This window comes from Caballeronia catudaia (assembly GCF_001544755.2).
GTDB classification, from domain to species: Bacteria; Pseudomonadota; Gammaproteobacteria; order Burkholderiales; family Burkholderiaceae; genus Caballeronia; species Caballeronia catudaia.
Map to the genome: position 1 here is coordinate 41598 of NZ_FCOF02000014.1, position 18088 is coordinate 59685.

At 64.4% G+C, this 18088-nt stretch carries 12 protein-coding genes and 1 pseudogene; 9 read left to right on the top strand and 4 right to left on the bottom strand.

Annotated elements, in window-relative coordinates; genetic code table 11:
- Positions 1-69 precede the first annotated feature (69 nt).
- The 5 genes and pseudogenes from AWB75_RS16915 (at position 70) to AWB75_RS16940 (ending at position 8697) form a co-directional block, all read left to right on the top strand.
- On the top strand, positions 70-2823 hold the full coding sequence (locus AWB75_RS16915; protein ID WP_235012136.1) for an ImcF-related family protein: 2754 nt from the start codon (positions 70-72) through the stop codon (positions 2821-2823).
- Positions 2824-2852: 29 nt separating this feature from the next.
- Positions 2853-3041, top strand: a pseudogene (locus AWB75_RS16920) (type VI secretion system baseplate subunit TssF); the annotation flags it as partial.
- A 549-nt stretch (positions 3042-3590) separates the two neighbouring features.
- Complete coding sequence (locus tag AWB75_RS38535) at positions 3591-5231, top strand: zinc-ribbon domain-containing protein (protein ID WP_235012137.1); 1641 nt, start codon at positions 3591-3593, stop codon at positions 5229-5231.
- Between the two features lie 151 nt (positions 5232-5382).
- Positions 5383-6906 carry a sensor domain-containing diguanylate cyclase gene (locus AWB75_RS16935; RefSeq protein WP_087086662.1) on the top strand — a complete coding sequence of 508 codons (1524 nt, stop codon included), beginning with the start codon at positions 5383-5385 and terminating at the stop codon, positions 6904-6906.
- A gap of 138 nt (positions 6907-7044) precedes the next feature.
- Positions 7045-8697 (top strand): response regulator, encoded by a 1653-nt coding sequence (locus tag AWB75_RS16940; RefSeq protein WP_061125251.1) that lies wholly within the window; start codon positions 7045-7047, stop codon positions 8695-8697.
- A 15-nt stretch (positions 8698-8712) separates the two neighbouring features.
- Here AWB75_RS16940 and AWB75_RS16945 read toward each other — a convergent pair whose 3' ends face one another.
- Together AWB75_RS16945 and AWB75_RS16950 are read right to left on the bottom strand one after the other, a co-directional pair.
- Positions 8713-9657 (bottom strand): amino acid ABC transporter substrate-binding protein, encoded by a 945-nt coding sequence (locus AWB75_RS16945; protein WP_061125252.1) that lies wholly within the window; start codon positions 9655-9657, stop codon positions 8713-8715.
- 12 nt (positions 9658-9669) lie between these two features.
- Positions 9670-10977, bottom strand: a complete 1308-nt coding sequence (locus tag AWB75_RS16950) for a dicarboxylate/amino acid:cation symporter (protein WP_061125253.1) — start codon at positions 10975-10977, stop codon at positions 9670-9672.
- A gap of 182 nt (positions 10978-11159) precedes the next feature.
- Here AWB75_RS16950 and AWB75_RS37080 point away from each other — a divergent pair, with 182 nt between their 5' ends.
- The 3 genes from AWB75_RS37080 (at position 11160) to AWB75_RS16960 (ending at position 14532) form a co-directional block, all read left to right on the top strand.
- Positions 11160-11381, top strand: a complete 222-nt coding sequence (locus AWB75_RS37080) for an ATP-binding protein (protein WP_327219217.1) — start codon at positions 11160-11162, stop codon at positions 11379-11381.
- Between the two features lie 89 nt (positions 11382-11470).
- Positions 11471-13132, top strand: a complete 1662-nt coding sequence (locus AWB75_RS16955) for an FAD-dependent oxidoreductase (protein WP_061125254.1) — start codon at positions 11471-11473, stop codon at positions 13130-13132.
- Positions 13129-14532, top strand: a complete 1404-nt coding sequence (locus AWB75_RS16960) for an ATP-binding protein (protein WP_061125255.1) — start codon at positions 13129-13131, stop codon at positions 14530-14532. Before AWB75_RS16955 ends, AWB75_RS16960 begins: the two co-directional genes overlap by 4 nt.
- Positions 14533-14537: 5 nt before the next feature.
- Here AWB75_RS16960 and AWB75_RS16965 read toward each other — a convergent pair whose 3' ends face one another.
- Positions 14538-16073, bottom strand: a complete 1536-nt coding sequence (locus tag AWB75_RS16965) for an NADH-quinone oxidoreductase subunit M (RefSeq protein ID WP_061125354.1) — start codon at positions 16071-16073, stop codon at positions 14538-14540.
- A gap of 329 nt (positions 16074-16402) precedes the next feature.
- On the opposite strand from AWB75_RS16965, the gene AWB75_RS16970 reads away from it, so the two are divergent.
- Positions 16403-16630 carry a hypothetical protein gene (locus AWB75_RS16970; protein WP_061125256.1) on the top strand — a complete coding sequence of 76 codons (228 nt, stop codon included), beginning with the start codon at positions 16403-16405 and terminating at the stop codon, positions 16628-16630.
- Positions 16631-16637: 7 nt separating this feature from the next.
- Here AWB75_RS16970 and AWB75_RS16975 read toward each other — a convergent pair whose 3' ends face one another.
- Entirely contained in the window at positions 16638-17972 is a 1335-nt protein-coding gene (locus AWB75_RS16975) for an NAD(P)/FAD-dependent oxidoreductase (protein WP_061125257.1), read from the bottom strand.
- Positions 17973-18088 lie beyond the last annotated feature (116 nt).

Below are 18088 nucleotides of genomic sequence, written 5' to 3' on the forward strand. Positions count from 1 at the left end.
GTGCTTGATCTAGGGCGCAACGCATCGAGCAGCTTCGACGTGGTCGGTGAGACATGGGGAGAGGCCCGTGTGAATCCGGCAGAACTGAACGGGACGCTGCAAACGTTGGCGGCGCGTCTGGCGGATACCGGCGTGGTGCGTCTTGCCGGCAATCCCCGCGATCGCTTCCTTGGAGCGCTTTCGCTGCACATCGAGAGTCTGCGGGTGGTGCTGGTGGACCTTGTGACGCAGGCGGGAGCATCGCATCTCGCGCGTTGTTCCGTGCAAGGGTTGCTGTTTGCATCGCTTCCGATCGGCAAGACGCCTGAGGAGTTGGCCCGTCATGCGGATATTAACGCGTCGGCCATCGAGCAGAACGTGCAGCATCCGGTTTGGCAAACCATCGCGGATCACAGCCGCAAGGTTCATGGCCGGCGAGTGAGCTTCTCGTTGTCGACGATAGCGGCCTGGATCGCGATCGCCGTACTTGCGCTCTGGTCGCTCGGCACCGTCATTTCGGGTGTATCGAATCGCGCATCGATGCAGGAAGCGTCGGCGACGCTGTCCAAATTCTCGTCCGTGCAAGACACGACGCAAGCGGTGCTGGCCCTCGAGAGCCTGGACAAACAGATCGACACGCTCGAAGTGCATCGCAAGGAAGGTGCGCCGTGGTTCGAGCGTTTCGGGCTGAACCATGACGCCGAGTTGCTGGAAGCGCTCCGACCAGGCTACCAGCGCGCAGCCTCGCGCGTGCTGATCGCACCGATTCAGGCCAAACTCGAAGAACGTCTCAATCAACTCGCCTCGCTCTCCGACGCCGAGATCGCCAGCGGCGGCAACGCGCAAGTGCAGGCGGCGTACGACACGCTCAAGACGTACCTGATGCTCGCGCACCCTGAGCACGCCGATCCGGCGTTCCTGACCGCGCAACTGCTGGCGACCAACGCACCGACGCGTCCCAACAATTCGTCCGTGACGCCTGGCACCTGGGAAGACCTACGCCAGCACGCGATCGCGTTCTACGCGAGCCACCTCAAACGTGACTCCGCACCGGCCATCACGCCGGACGTATCCCTTGTCGCCTCCACGCGTCAGACGATCATCGGCGTGCGCGGCATCCAGAACTCGACGGATGAGATCTATCAGCAGATCATCGAGGACGCGAAGCCGAAGTATCCGCCGATCACGCTCGCAACCTTGCTGGGCGACCACCCAAGCCGCGGCCTATTCAACACGACCGCCACGGTTCCCGGCGTCTTCACGCGCGCGGCATGGGACGAGCGCATCCCGAAGGCGATTGATGAGGCGAGCGAGCAGCGCACGGTCACGGGCGACTGGGTGCTGTCCGACGCCAAGATCGACAACACCGCACCTTCGACGCTAAAGGCCGAACTGCGTCAGCGCTACTTCGACGACTACGCCCGCGCGTGGGCCCAGTTCCTGAACAGCATCCGCTGGCAGAACGCATCATCGCTCTCGGGCACGGTCGATCAACTGACGTTGCTCGGCGACCCGCAACGCTCGCCGCTCGTGGCGCTGATGAACGCGATCGTCTATCAGGCAAGCGCGGGCGCTTCGACGCAGTCGCTCTCGGACAACCTGATCGCGAAGGCACAACACTGGGCGGGCACGGACGAAAAAGACCCGTCGAAGCAGACTCAAGCCGAACTTGCGCCGCTGGCCGCGGCCTTTGGCCCGATCCTGCGTCTGACGGGCAGCGACGTGGCCAACACCGCCAAAACACAACAACAGCAGACAGGCGACCTGAGCCTGCCACGCTATCTGGAGCGCGTGACCGCCATGCGCCTCAAAACGCAGCAGATGATGGCGAGCGCCGACCCAGACGCCGTGTCGCGCATGGCCGCTCAAGCGATGCTGCAAGGCAAGACCTCGGATATCGCCGACAGCCGCGACTACGCGAGCCGCCTCGCCGCGAGTCTGGGCGAACAGTGGTCGGGCTTCGGACATCTGTTCGAAGCGCCGCTGGATCAAACGTGGCAGGTCGTCGTACAGCCCGCGTCGTCGAGCCTGAACGATATCTGGCGCACCTCGGTCGTGGCTGACTGGAACCGCGCCTTCGGCGGACGCTATCCCTTCGCCGATTCAGACAACGATGCGTCGTTGCCCGACATGGCTCGCTTCATGCGCCCGGACAACGGCCTGATCGCGCAGTTCGTCGCGACGGAACTCGCGGGCGTCGTCAAGCGCCAAGGCGATCGGTGGGTCGCGGCGCAAGGCACGAATCAAGGCACGCTCGCACTCGATCCGACGTTTCTCGCGGCCTTGAACAAGCTCACGCAAGTCTCGACGGTGCTATTCCCCTCAGGCGACGCCCGCGTGCGCTTCGAGCTACGCGGCGTGCCCACGCCGGGCATCACGGACATGAAGTTCATCTCATCGGGCCAGCAATTGCACTACTTCAACCAGATGGAGCAATGGATACCGTTCGAATGGCCGGGCCAGGCGCTCGACAACAACGCGCAACTCGAATGGCAGACCGAGCAGGCGGGCCTGCGCTCGACGATGTACGCGCAGGGCCGTTTCGCACTGATCCGCCTGCTGGAACGCGCGAAGGTCGAACAGCAGGACAACGCGCGCTATCTGCTGTCGTGGACGCCCGAGCAGGGCACGAGCCTGCCGCTGTCGGTGCAACTGCGCGCTGAGGCGGGCGCGGGTCCGCTCGACGTGCTGCAGTTGCGGCATTTCGCGCTGCCTGCGCGCATCTTCGTGACGAGCTCGGCGAAAGATGGATCGAAGCTTTCGGGACCGACACCGCCGCCCCTGCCGCCGGGCGCCATCGCGTCCGCACAAAAGCTCGGCGTACCGCTGCCGTCGATGAAGTGACGCCCGTGTGCGTCACCATGCGAATCTGAATGAAGAACGATAAAACGCCCGGCGTCGAACAGAATGCCGACCAGCATCCCGATCCCGTGCTGCACTACCACGAAGTCGAGATGCGCTACCTGCGCGAGGCGGGGCGCGAGTTCACACGCGCGCATCCGGACCGGGCGCGCATGCTCAATCTCGACCGCGTGGGTGACCGTGATCCATACGTCGAACGTCGCCTGTATCTGGGGTTGCCGACCGCCTTCGCGATGCACCTGGCGCTCACGCGTCAAATCCACACGATCGAATCGCCGCGCAGCAAGACATGGCGGGCGCCGCTATGAAACCGAGTGAGATACGAAGTTGGGCAAGTCATGAATAGAGATCCGCGTTGTGAACCCAATCCGCACCTGGCCAGGCTTCACGCCCGGGCCACGGAGCTTGGCTGGCGATGCCTCTCCCATGAATGGGCAGGCCGCGCAGCGTTCTACGTCTTCGAATGTGCGCGTGGGCATCGCAGCGAGCGCGTTGCCGCGGCTTTTCTGGATAGGATGCCGCGATGCGTTGCTTGCCGTGACGATGCAATTCGCGTGCGCTGCCTGGAAAACGTGGCCGCGCATGGCGGCGTCATGCTGGGTCCTTTCAAAGGACTGAGCGAGCGCCACCGCCTGCGTTGCGCGAACGGTCACGAGTGGGAGACACTCGGTATCCATACGAGCAACGGGAAATGGTGTCCGGTATGCGCTTGTGAGCAAAGGTCACTGGCTCGGCGTCGCAGCGATGGTTTGGAAAAACTGCAAGCGGTGGCCGCTTCAAGAGGCGGACGCTGTCTGTCCGATACCTACACGACGGGGCATGACCACTATCTGTTCGAATGCGCGAAGGGGCATCGATGGGAGGCGGCGGGTAATGCGGTCATCCGAAGGACATGGTGCCGTCGATGCGCCGACGCCGAAGTTGGGCTTCGGGCGGCGAAAGCGCTCACTTGTCGATACGGCCTCGAGAGGCTACACGATGCGGCACGAAAGCATGGTGGCGAATGTCTATCGAGTGAATACACCAACCAGCGGGCGAAATACCAGTTTCGGTGTGCGGCTGGCCACGAGTGGACGCAGACGGCCAATGCGATCTGGCAGGGCTCGTGGTGCGCACGCTGCGCGCATTTTGCACAGCGCACGCCCATCGAAACGCTGCAGGAGATCGCCGAGGCGCGTGGGGGAAAATGTCTTTCGTCGCAGCGAGATGATGTCAAAGACAAGCTGACGTGGCAGTGCGGGATGGGGCATGTGTGGCAGGCCAATCCCAACAATGTGACGAGCGGGCAGTGGTGCCCCAGGTGCGCCATTCTCGAACGGGGACAGGACAACGCGCAGCGCTACGCCTCGGCGCGTGCGCGGGCGAGCGCCGACTCCTCGCATCCGCACCTCAGGCGACTTCAGGAAATTGCAGCGGAGCTGGGTTGGCGTTGCGTCTCGCAAGGATGGGTGGGCGAGAAGACGCAATACGATTTCGAGTGTGCGAAGGGACACCGTTTGAAACGGCACGCGAGCCATGTAATGCGCGGCACGAAGAGCGTCCCCCGATGCGAGGAATGCCAGGCCGATGAAATCAGGGCGCGTTGGCTCGACACTGTTCATGCGCGCGGCGGAGTCTTGCTTGGCGCCTTTACCGGGCTCAGCGAAAAGTATCGCCTGCGCTGTGCGAGCGGGCATGAATGGGAGACGCTTGGGACCGTCATTCGTCAAGGCAGTTGGTGTCCTCAATGCGCACAAGAGGCGAGCAGGCAGGCCCAGCTCAAGACGGGTGGTCTGGCGCGATTACAAGCGATGGCGGTGGACAAAGGGGGACGGTGTCTGGCCGACGTGTACATGGGAACCATGGCTTTTTATCCGTTCGAATGCGCGCGCGGGCATCGCTGGGAGGCGGCGGGGCACACCATCGTGCAAGGCAGTTGGTGTGCCAAGTGCGCGCACATGGAGCACGGCGATCGGGTTAGGGAAGCGCTCTTGTTCAAGGACGGTTTGCAGCGCCTTCAGGAGGCCGCGCGTCAGCGCAACGGTGAATGCCTGTCCACCGTCTATGACGGCTCTCAAAAGCAGTATGCATTTCGCTGCGCTCAAGGACATGAATGGACAACCAGCGCGGCACGTATATGGCAAGGTACGTGGTGTAAGCGTTGCGCCGATCTGGGACGCCGGACCCTCACCATTGAACGATTGCGTGAGATTGCGAAATCACGCGGCGGGGAGTGTCTTTCAACCGAGGTGAATCACAGCAGTGAAAAGCTCGAATGGAAGTGCCATCTGGCACACGTCTGGAAGGCATTGCCGCACAACATCAATAAAGGCAGATGGTGTCCGAACTGCGCCGTTCTCGAGCGAACCAAAAATCTTCTGAAGCGTAAGCGCTACGATTTCGAGGGATAGGCGCCTTGGTTATGCCGCGACGGGAACCCCCAATTCCCCGTCTTCCCACCCAAATCCGCCAAATGAGAGAGAATATCGGCCGAGCTCGCTGACCCAAGGACCGTGCAGAGCAAAGATAAACTCGCGAGCCAGTATCCGGGATTTCCAAATAGTGGCCACCGAAAAACTCTCCGACCCGAGTCTGAACCCGCCGGCGCCTGCGCGCCGCCGGCTCTCCGCGCCGAGTGTCATCGTGTTATGCGGCACTGTCATCGCGCTCGCGATGGTGTCGCTGTGCGGGCTGGTGCTGTATCAGGGCAGAATCGACGCGCTCGATCGCGCACGCGATACGTCGCGCAATCTGGCGCTGCTCGCCGAGCGCGACATCGAGCGCAATTTCGAACTTTACGAACTCTCCTTGCTGGCCGTCGTCGAAGGCGTGCGACGCGCCGATGTCATGGCCTTGCCGCCACGACTGCGCAGCGACGTGCTGTTCGATCGCGCCGCGACCGCGCGCGATCTCGGATCCATCCTCGTGCTCGATGCGAACGGCAAAATCGTCATCGATTCCGGCAGTCTCACGCCGAGGCCCGGCGACTTCTCGGACCGCGCGTACTTCACGGCGCAGCGGGATCATCCCGACACCGGGCTTTTCATCAGCGGCCCGTATGCGTCGCGCTTGCGCGACGGTGCGCCCAGCATCGCGCTCAGCCGAAGGCTCTCGCATCCCGACGGATCGTTCGCGGGCGTCGCGATGATCGCCGTCAACCTCGAATACTTTCGCAATCTTTTCGCGGGCCTTTCGCTCGGGCCGCACGGCGCCGTGTCGCTGATCGGGCAGGACGGCCTCATGATCATGCGTCAGCCCTTCGACGCAAAGGTGATCGGCCGCGACATCAGCAACGCCGACACGTTCAAGCGCTTTCGCACCGCCGAGCAAGGGAGCTTCGCCGAGAAATCGTCCATCGACGGCAGGCGGCGCCTCTACTACTTCCGCAATTTTCCGACGCTGCCGCTCATCATCATGGTCGCCGAGGGCGAAGAGGATATCTATGCGGCGTGGCATCGGCGGGCGATCATCATCGGCTCGTCGATGGGCGTGCTCGCAATCGGTTTCATCGCGTTGTCGTTCGTGCTCGCCGCGCAATTCAGGCGGCGCATGCGCGCGGAGTCCGAGTTGCAATTGCTCGCCCGCACCGATGGCCTGACGGGTCTCCACAATCGCCGCACGCTCGGCGAGATTCTCGATCAGGAATGGCGCCGCGCGCGCCGCACGCGCAGTCTCTTTTCATTGCTGTTCGTCGATATCGACCGCTTCAAGGCCTTCAACGACGCTTACGGTCATCAGGCCGGCGACGATGCGCTCGCGGCCGTCGCGCGCTGCATCGGCGATAACATCCGGCGGCCCGCCGATACCGCCGCGCGCTATGGCGGCGAGGAGTTCATCGTCGTGTTGCCCGATACGTCCGCCGACGGAGCGGCATGCATCGCGGAGAAGATTCGCGCGGCCATCAGCGACCTGTCGATCGAGCATGCGGGCAGCGAGTTCGGCCGCGTGACGGCGAGCATCGGCCTCGCGAGCTGGCAGCCCGAACGCGACGACGACGTGAGCGCGCTCATCCGCGCCGCCGATGAAGCGCTCTACGACGCGAAGGCATCCGGACGCAACCGCGTGATGCAGTCGAGTCCCGCGTGATTTCGTCGAAAATCCGCTGAATGCGGTGGACGAAAGTTCGTCTTTTATCGTAGATATTGTTGTGGCGTGACCGTGTGCTACGTTTGACGTAAGCTCTCGTCGCCGTGCCCTGCACACGCGCTCAACAAGAATCCACCGATGAACGATGCACCCGATTTCGACGCCGCCCGCCCGTCCGCTCTCGCGCGTTACCGCGCGCTGTTCGATACGATCGACGACGGCTTCTGCATCATCGAATTCTTCGACGGTCCGCACGGACCGCTCAGCGATTACGTTCACATCGAAGCCAATTCGGGTTACGAGCGGCATACGGGCATTCGCGATGTCGTCGGCAAGACGCTGCGTGATATCGATCCGACCGACGCCGACCGATGGATCGATCTCTACGGCGCGGTGCTGCGCACCGGTGCGCCCGCGCGCTTCGAGCGTTACTTTCTGACGGCGGCGCGGCATATCGAAGTGTCGGCGGCGCGCGTCGAGCCGCCGAGCCTGCGCCAGGTGTCCGTGCTCTTTCGCGATATTTCCGCGCGCAGGAAGGCGGAGGAGGAGCGCGATCGCGCGGCGGCATCGCTGCGTGCGCTCAACGAGACGCTGGAGCAGCGCGTCGCCGAGCGCACCGCCGAACTCATGCGCGCGGAAGAGCAGTTACGGCAGTCGCAGAAGATGGAAGCGGTCGGCCAGCTCACCGGTGGCCTCGCGCATGACTTCAACAATCTGCTCGCGGGCGTGTCGGGCTCGCTGCAATTGCTGAGCATCCGCTTGAGTCAGGGGCGCGTCGCCGATGTCGATAAATACGTCGTCGCCGCGCAAGGAGCGGTGCGCCGCGCCGCGGGGCTGACGCATCGGCTGCTCGCGTTCTCACGACGTCAGACGCTCGATCCGCGTCCCACCGATGTCAACGCGCTCGTCAACGGCATGACCGATCTGATCCAGCGCACGGTCGGGCCGGGCATCAGGGTCGAGGCAGTCGGCGCGGCGGGTTCGTGGCCCGCGCTCGTCGATTCGGGCCAGCTCGAAAACGCGCTGCTGAACCTGTGCATCAACGCACGCGACGCGATGCCCGACGGCGGGCGCATCACGATCGAGACGGCCAACAAGTGGATCGACCGGCACGCGGCCCGGACCCTCGACATGCCCGAAGGCCAGTTCCTGTCGCTGTGCGTGACGGATACCGGCACCGGCATGACGCGCGACGTCATGGCGAAGGTGTTCGACCCGTTCTTCACCACGAAGCCGATCGGCATGGGCACCGGTCTCGGCCTCTCGATGATCTACGGCTTCGCGAAGCAGTCCGGCGGGCAAGTGCGGATCTACTCCGAAGTCGGGCAGGGCACGACCGTGTGCATCTATCTGCCGCGCTTCTACGGCGATGCCGATGGCGAAGCCGCGCATCACGCCGCGCCGCCCATTTCGGGCAGCGAAGCGGGCGAGACCGTGCTGATCGTCGACGATGAACCGAGCGTGCGCATGCTCGTCACCGATGTGCTCGAAGAAGCCGGCTACGCGGTGATTGAAGCAGCCGACAGCGTCGCGGGCCTGAAGCTGCTGCAATCGAACGTGCGGATCGACCTGCTGATCAGCGATGTCGGCCTTCCCGGCGGCATGAACGGCCGCCAGATGGCCGATGCGGCGCGGCAGGCGCGTCCCGGCCTGAAGGTGCTGTTCATCACCGGCTACGCGGAAAATTCGGTGATCGGCAACGGGCGGCTCGAACCCGGCATGCAGGTGCTGACCAAGCCGTTCGCGATCGAAACGCTCGCAGCGCGCGTGCGGCAACTCATCCAGGACTAGCGCTTTGGTGAGGCGTCACTGAGACTCCCCGCCCGCCATCGTTTCGATGATGCTTTCGAGCTGCGCGCTCATCGGCATGTCGAGGCTCTTGCCGGACGGCAGACGTTGCAGGAACCAGCGCTTGTATTGCCGCTCGATTTCGCCATCGGCGGCGAGCTGCTGAAACGTGTCCCTCACCACTTGCGCGAGTTGCGGATCGTTCTTGCGGTACATGATGCCGTACGGGTCGTACGACAGATAATCGCCGATCACCTGATACGCGCCGCCCTTGGCGGCATTCTCGGCGATGAGGCCGTACAGCAGTACGTCGTCGGTGGCGAACGCATCGGCCTGGCCGCTCGCCACGCGCGCGAAGCCTTCCGCATGATCCGGCACGACCTGCAAGTGCATGCCGAGTGCGAATTTCCTGTCGAGATCGCGCAAGGCTTTCTCGTTCGTCGTGCCCGCCGTCACCGCGACGTTCTTTCCCGCGAGATCGCGGAACGAGCGGATCGGCGAGCCCTTCTTGACCATCACCTTGGTGCCGGCGACAAAGAAGATCGGCGAGAAGGCCACGCGCTTTTGCCGCTCCACATTGCTCGTGGTCGAGCCGCATTCCAGATCGACGCGGCCATCGACGACCGCATCGATACGCGTTTCCGGCGTGACCGGCACCCACTGAATGTTCAGGTTCTTGTGGACCGCGTTGCCGATCGCGGCGACGAGCGCCTTGCACAGTTCGATCGAATAGCCGATGGGCTGCTTGCGCGCATCGAGATAGGAGAACGGCACGGAGGCATCGCGATAACCGATCGCGATGGCGCCCGTATCGCGCGCCTTCGCCAGCGTGCCGGTCAGCGCGGCGGGCGCGTAGGCGTCGTTGTCGGGTGCGGGCGTATGCACGTCTTCGGCCCGCGCGCCGCTGGCGATGGCGACGAGGCTCGCCATCGCCAGCGCCGTCCAGAAGCGCTGCGTCTTCATGGCTCGCCTCCGTCAGACTTGCGCCGGGTGCGCAAGCGAGGCGTCCTGTTCGGCCTCGATGCGCGCCGCATTCGCTGCCGCGTCAGACTCCGACAGCAACTCGCCTTCCCACTTCGCGACCACCGCGCTCGCGATCGAATTGCCCACGGCGTTCGTCGCGGAACGGCCCATGTCGAGGAACGTGTCGACACCCAGAATCAGCAGCAGGCCCGCCTCTGGAATGTTGAAGTGATTGAGCGTGGCCGCGATGACGACCAGCGACGCGCGCGGCACGCCCGCCATGCCCTTCGACGTCAGCATCAGGATCAGGAGCATCGTGATCTGCGTGCTGAGCGGCAGATGGATGTTGTACGCCTGCGCGATGAACAGCGTCGCGAAGGTGCAGTACATCATCGAGCCGTCGAGGTTGAAGGAATATCCCATCGGCATCACGAAGCTGGAGATCTTGCGCTTCACGCCGAAGCGGTCGAGCGCGTCGAGAATCTTCGGATACGCGGCTTCGGAGCTGGCGGTCGCGAACGAGAGCATGAACGCTTCCTTGATGAGCGACAGCAGCCTGAAGACGCGTCGTTTGAGAAACAGGAAGCCCGCGAGCACGAGCAGCCCCCACAGCAGGAACAGGCTGAGATAGAAGTCGGCCATGAAGACGGCGAACTTGAGCAGGATCGTGAGGCCGTTGACCGCGACGGTCGCGGCCATCGCGGCGAACACGGCCAGCGGCGCGAGCTTCATCACGTAGCCGGTTATCTTCAGCATGACGTGCGAGAGCTGATCGATCGCGGCGAGCAGGATCTTGCCCTTGTCGCCGAGCGCGGCGAGCGCGACGCCGAAGAACATCGAGAACACGACGATCTGCAGGATCTCGTTGTTGGTCATCGCTTCGGCGAACGAGCGCGGCACCATGTGGCTGACGAAGTCCTTCAGCGTGAACTTCGATGTCGCGAGATTCGCCGACGCGCCGATGTCGGGTAGCGGCAGCCCGAGGTTGTCGCCGGGCTTCAGCAGGTTCGACATCACCAGCCCGAGCAGCAGCGAAATGAGCGAGGCGGTGACGAACCAGCCCAGCGCCTTGGCGAACACGCGCCCGACCGACGCCGCGTCGCCCATGTGCGCAATGCCGACGACCAGCGTGGAAAACACGAGCGGCCCGATCAGCATCTTGATGAGCCGCAGAAAGACGTCCGACACGAGCGAGATGTAACCCGCGATTTCGGTGGCGCTCTTCTTGTCGGGAAAACTCGTGAAGATCATGTAGCCCACGCCGATGCCGATGACCATCGCGACCAGAATCCAGACGGCTGCGGAATTCTTCTTGTTCATCTCCAGGCCTCCATTGACTGCATATCGGGCGACTGCATTTCAAATTTCGGAACAGGCGATGCGGGGCGGCGTGCGTCCGTAAACGGTTAAATGTTAGCTGCGCTCTTCGATTTTTGCTGAAAGTCGCGCAATTGCGATAGTGCAGCCGGTCCGCGAGGCCGGTCGGCGTTCCAGCGCACGGATTGCCTACACTGAAACGACAGGCTCGATCCGCGCTCCATGCGCACGGCCCGAGTCTCGGGCTCGGTCTGCATATCGCGTACCGCATCGTGGTGAACCGGCATGGCGGAACGATCGGCGTGCGATCGGATGTGAGCGGAACGGTCTTTCGCGTTTCGCTGCCGCTCGCGGGGCGGCGCGGCGAGACGCACGCCGGCGAGCGGCTCGCGGGCCCGGTGCTGTGAGGCATGCAAGCTGCGCGAAACCTGCGCCGTCATAGCGCCTACAATGTCTGCAACGTATGCCGCGCCCTACGCCCGGCGCGTGAATAATCATGGACAAACCCGTGATCCTCGCCGTCGACGACGACCCCATCGTGGCCGGCGCGGTCGCGCGCGATCTGCAGGTCGCGTATGGCGAGCACTACCAGATCGTGCGCATGGATTCGGGTCCGGCGGCGCTCGAAGCAGCGCAGCATCTGCGCCTGCAGAATCGCTCCGTGGCGCTTTTCATCGCGGATCAGCGCATGCCGAAAATGAGCGGCATCGAGTTCCTCGAACAGGCCATCGAACTGTTTCCCGAGGCCAAGCGCGTGCTGCTGACCGCTTACGCCGACACCGATGCCGCCATCCGCGCGATCAACACGGTGCATCTCGATCAATATCTGCTCAAGCCGTGGCATCCGCCCGAGCAGAACTTCTATCCCGCGCTCGACGATCTGCTCGCCGACTGGCACGCGTCGTCGCGCTCGGCGTTTCAGGGCATCCGCATTCTCGATCATCGCTGGTCGCCGCAAGGGCATCAGTTGCGCGATTTCATGGCGCGCAATCACATTCCGTTCCGCTGGTTCGATGTCGAGCGGCACGCCGAGGCCGATCCGCTGCTGAATGCGCTTGCCCCGGGCCAGCGTCAGTTGCCCGTCGTCGTGTTCGAGGACGGCTCCGTGCAAAGCCGTCCGACGATCGCGCAAATCGCTGAAAAAGTCGGGCTGCACACGCGCTCGACGACGCCTTTCTACGATCTCGTCATCGTCGGCGGCGGGCCGGCGGGACTGGCGGCGGCCGTGTATGGCGCATCGGAGGGGCTGCATGTCGCGATCATCGAGTGCGATGCGCCCGGCGGCCAGGCGGGCACGAGCTCGCATATCGACAACTATCTCGGCTTTCCGTCCGGCGTGAGCGGCGCGGATCTTTCGAGGCGCGCGCTCGCGCAGGCGCGGCGCTTCGGCGCCGAGATGATCCTCACGCAGCACGCGGTGGGATTGCGCATCGAGCCGCCGTACAAGTTCGTCAAGCTCTCCGATGGCTCCGAGGTGAGCTGTCTCGCGCTGATGGTCGCGAGCGGCGTGTCGTATCGCAAGCTGGAAGCGCGCGGCATGCACGAGCTCACCGGCGCGGGCGTGTACTACGGCGCGGCGCTGGTGGAAGCGGTCGCGTGCTCGAAGCAGGATCTGTTTATCGTGGGCGGCGCGAATTCGGCCGGGCAGGGCGCGATGTTTCTGTCGAAGTACGCGCGCTCGGTCACGATCCTGTGCCGCGGGCCATCGTTGAGCGTGGGCATGTCGCATTATCTCGTCGAGCAGATTCACGAGACGGAGAACATCCATGTCCGGCCGCATACGGAAGTCGAAAGCGTGAGCGGCGATGGCCATCTCGCGGAGATCACGCTGCGCGACCTGCAGACCGGGCGTTCGGAAACGGTGCCGGCGAGCGGGCTTTTCGTGTTCATCGGCGCGGCGCCGTGCACGGAATGGCTGCGCGGCGTGGTGGAGCGCGACGAGCACGGTTTTCTGCTGACGGGCCGCGCGCTCGTGAAAGGCGGGCGCGCGCCCGCGGGATGGGAGCCCGGCCGCGACCCGTTCCTGCTTGAAACGAGCGTGCCCGGCGTCTTCGCGGCGGGCGACGTGCGCGCCGATTCGGTCAAGCGCGTCGCCGCGGCGGTCGGCGAGGGTTCGATCGCGGTGCACTTCATTCATCAATATCTCGCCAACCCATGAGCGATCCATCGATGCTCTTCGAGATGCCGCTTTTTGCGGGATTGTCGGCCGAGCGGAAGGTTTGGCTGCGCGCGAATCTGAGCGAGCATCGGCTGAAGAAGGGCGACGTTCTGATGCGCGAAGGGCAGACGGTGACGCATCACTACATTCTGCTCGAGGGCGAGCTGCTGACGGAGAAGCGCGTCGCGGGCCGTCAGGTGATCGACGACACGCGGACCGCGCCGGTATCGGTGGCGGAGGCCTCGCTGCTCGCGGGCATGCCGCTGCCGCTCACCTTCACCGCGAACACGGATTGCTATCTCGTCTCGCTGACCGAGAGCGTCGTGCGCACGCTGATGAACGAATGCGAGTCGTTCAGCAAGCAGATCTTCCGTTCGATGTACGGCCGCATCAGCGCCTACGACATGTTCATTCTCAGCGGCGAAAAACTTGCCGCGCTGGGACGGCTATCGGCAGGGCTCGCGCATGAGCTGAACAATCCGGCGGCGGCGGTGTCGCGCGCGGCGGACGGCATGCGCGATGCGCTCGACAGCCTGCATCGCGCGACGCGCGCGCTCGTCCTGAGCGCGATGCCCGCTGAGATCATGAATACGCTCGACGCCTGGGCGAGCCGCGCGCCGCCCGCCATCGACGCCACGCCGCAGGGCGCATTGCGGCAGAGCGAGGCGGAAGACCGTTTCGCGCAGTGGCTCTCATCGTATGGATTCGAGAAGCCCTGGCTCATCGCGCCGCGGCTCGTGGCGGCGGGCTTTGCGCCCGACGAGCTGGAGGCCGTGGCGCAGCGCGCGAGCCGCGATCAGTTCGTCGCGGGCGTGCGCTGGCTCGCGGCGACCTTCGAGATGCGCTTTCTGTCGGAGCAGACGTGGCTCGGCGCCGGGCGCATCTCCGAGATCGTGAAGGCGATGAAGTCGTATTCCTACATGGATCAGGCGCCGCTGCAGGAAGTCGACATTCACAGCGGCATCGAGGATACGTTGACGATCATGCAGCATCGCCTGAAGCATGGCGTCGTCGTGAAGCGGGACTACGATCGCGCGCTGCCGCCCGTGCCGGTGTACGGCAGCGAGATGAATCAGGTGTGGACCAACCTGATCGACAACGCCATCGACGCAATGGACGAAAGCGGCGAGCTCACGATCCGCTCGCATCAGGAAGGCAACTGCGCGGTGATCGAGATTTCGGACACCGGCCACGGCATTCCCGCCGATATCCTGCCGCGCCTCTTCGAGCCGTTCTTCACGACGAAGCCGCCCGGCAAGGGCAATGGCCTCGGGCTGCACATCGCGTACCGGACGGTGGTGCTGCGCCACGACGGACGGCTCAATGTCGTGGCCAACGAAGGCGGGACCACGTTTCAGGTGCGCCTGCCGCTCGTGCACCGGCACGCGGCGGTGCGATGAGCGCGTCAGCCTGGCGTGCGCCCGGAGACCGTGACGTGATGGGCGTCGTAGGACGGCGCGTTTTCATCGGCGGGCAATGACGAGCCTTGCGCCGCCGACAGAAGGCTTTCGACGGACGGGCCCATCGCGTCCGTGAACGTCTTCGGATGCACGCCGATCGCGAGCACCAGCACGGCCATCGCGCCGAACAATGCGAACTCGCGCTTGCCCAGATCGCGCAGCATCGCCACGCGGTCGTTCTTCACCGCGCCGAAGATCACGCGCTTGACCATCCACAGCGTATAGGCCGCGCTCAGAATCAGCGACGATGCCGCCGCCGCGCCGATCCAGAAGTTCACGCGGATCGCGCCCATCAGCACCAGAAATTCGCCGACGAAACCCGACGTGCCCGGCAAGCCGACATTGGCCATCGAGAACAGCATCGCGCAGGCGGCGAACCTCGGCATCGTGTTGGCGACGCCGCCGTAGGCATCTATCGAACCGTTGTTCGTGCGCTCGACCAGCACGCCCGTGCATAGCAGCATCGCGCCGGACACGATGCCGTACGACAACATCTGCACGACCGCGCCTTCGGTGCCGAGGCGGTCGAAGGTGAAGAGGCCGAGCGTGACGAGCCCCATGTGCGCGACGGCCGAGTACGCGAGCAGCTTGCGCATGTCCGTCTGCGCGAGCGCGACGAGACTGCCGTAGATGACCGCGACGAGCGACAGCGCGATCATCGCCGGGGCGAAGAAATGCGCGGCGTCGGGCACGATCGGCAGTACGTAGCGGAGCATCCCGTAGCCGCCGATCTTCAGCATGCCGAGCAGCACCGCCGCGCCAGTCGGCCCTTCTGCGTTGACGTCGGGCAGCCAGGTGTGGACCGGCCACATCGGCACCTTGACGGAGAAGGCCGCGAGGAAACAGACGAAGATCGCGATCTGCGGCGCGAAGCCAAGTTCGAGATGGCGCCATGCGTCGATGTCGAAGGTATGCGCCTGCGACCACAGATAGATCAGCGCGGCGAGCATCGCGAGCGAGCCGAGCAGCGAGAAGAAGAAGTAGCGGATGGCCGCGTAGACGCGCCGCTCGCCGCCGCCCCACGTGCCGATGAGCAGATACAGCGGAATCAGCGACGCCTCGAAGAACACGAAGAACAGCATGCCGTCGAGCGAGGCGAACACGCCCTGCATGCAGCCCGAGAGCACGAGAAACGCGCCGTAATACTGCGCGACCTGCTTCGTGACCGACTGCCACGACGCGATGAAGACGATGAGCGTCGTCACCGCCGTCAGCACGGTGAACCACAGCGAAATGCCATCGACACCGAGGTGATACGCGATGCCGAACTGCGGCAGCCATTCAACGCGCTCGACGAACTGCATCGCGCCCGAGGCAGCGTCGAAGTGCGCGACGAGCGGCACGAGCGGCAGCGCGCCGAGCACCGCGCCGAACAGGGCGGCCGCGCGCGCGAGCGTCGCGGACGGGCTGAACGTCAGCACGAAGATGCCTGACACCACGGGAATCCAGATGAGAAAGCTGAGGACTGACGGCAGATGCATGGGTTCGGTCGAAATCGAAAGCAAAGCGCGGCCGGCACGCGATGAGCGTGCTTGCGAAAACATTGCGCGATGACAGTGGAATGTAAGACAGGACGGTCGCGCGGATAGTCTCAGACCGGGCGCAACCTAAGGGTTAACGAGAATAACTCAAAGAAAAGATTTTGGGGGATTTGCGGCGCATCAAATTCATTGTGCGCGGCGGGATTGACATTTCCACGGCTTTTGCCGGGCGAAGGCGTCGGAGTGAATAAAACCGTTCGTTCGCTCCGGGCTTGCCCTGATTTGCCTTGAGCCGGCTGGCCCTTAGCCTAGAACGCAAGGAGACACGCATGCAGAAGATATTCAAGGCCACCGTTCTGGCGCTCGTCGCGTACCTCGTCGCCGACCGCGCGACGCTCCACGCTCAGGGAAGCGAAGTCGCGGCGGCGTCGTGCGTCGAGCGCGCCGCGCAGATCGAATTCGACGCGCTCGCCAAGGGCTTCAGCCACGCCGCCGCGAGCAGCCAGCGCGACGCGTCCCGGTCGCAATGTCTCGTGTCGGGACGCGCGCGCTCCTGAACTGCCGTCAGTTCAGCTTCACCGTGGGGCGCACGCGTTCGCGCAGCCATTGGCTCGCCGCGTACATCGCCGCGCGCTTGACGCCCGTCAGCCCCATGATGTGCCTGCGATAAAGATGCCGGTAGGCCGACGCCGCGATCCATCCGTCGACGAACAGCGGCCCGCGCAGCAGCTCGCTCATCAGCGCGCCCGCCGCGCCCGCGCGTCCGAACGAAATGAGCGTGCCCTGATCGCGATATGAGAAGTCCTGCACGGCTCGACCGTCGAGACGCCGCGTGAGGGCATCGGCGAGATAGACCGCTTGCTGGCACGCGGCCTGCGCGCGCGGCGGCACGAGCGCGTCGCCTTTCGATGCGGCGCACGCGGCGCAATCGCCCATCGCGTAGATGCCTGAGTCGGGCGCGATCTGCAGATTTCCATCGACGATGACCTGTCCCAGCCGGTTTAACGGCAAGCCTTCGAGCGTGCGCAACACGGGCGGTCCTTCGACGCCCGCGGCCCAGATCGTGATGTCGCTCGCGAGCGTTTCGCCATCGGCGGTGACGACGGCGTTCGCTTCCACCGACTGCACGCGGCAGCCGAGCCGCACGTCGACGCCGAGCCCGCCGAGCACGTCTTTCGCGCGCGTCGAGATGCGCTCGGGCAACGCGGGCAGCACGCGCGGCGCGCCTTCGAGCAGGCGGATGCGGATATCGTCGGACGGATCGAGCGAGGCGAGATGATAGTCGCGCAGCATTTCCGCGGACCCGCGCAGCGCGGCGGCCAGCTCGACGCCGGTCGCGCCGCCGCCGATCACCGTCACCGACACGGGCGTCTTGACGGCGTCATGGCCCGAACGCAGCAGGCTCGACAGCAGACGCCGCCTGAAGGTCTCCGCCTGATCCACGGTTTCGAGCGTCAGCGCATGCTCGTTCGCACCCGGAATCGAAAAGAAATTGGTGACGCTGCCGAGCGCGAGCACGAGCGTATCGAACTGGAGCGTCCGGCGCGGCAAAAGCGGGCGGCCATCGACATCGGTTGTCTCGTCGATGACGATCTCGCGGCGGCCCCGATCAATGCCCGACAGCGCGCCCTGTTCGAAGCGGAAGTGGTTCCATTTCGCGTGCGCCGCGTAATCGATCTGATGACTGGCCGCGTCGATCTGGCCTGAAGCGACTTCATGCAGGAGCGGCTTCCAGAAGTGCGTCGGAAAGCGGTCGATGAGGATGACTTCGGCCCGGCGCCGCTTGCCCGGACCATTGCCGAGCCGCGTCGCGAGCTCGAGCCCGGCCGCGCCGCCGCCCACGATGACGATGCGGTGGGGCGTATCGACCTGGTGTCGCGCATAAGTGTTCAACATCATCGTTCTCCCATCGATTGAATGCATGCGTGTCGCCGCGGGCCTTGCTTGACGACGTCATGGGAAAAAATATAAGGTCGAGGAAACATTTGCGCTATTTAGTATTTATCGCCGACTCA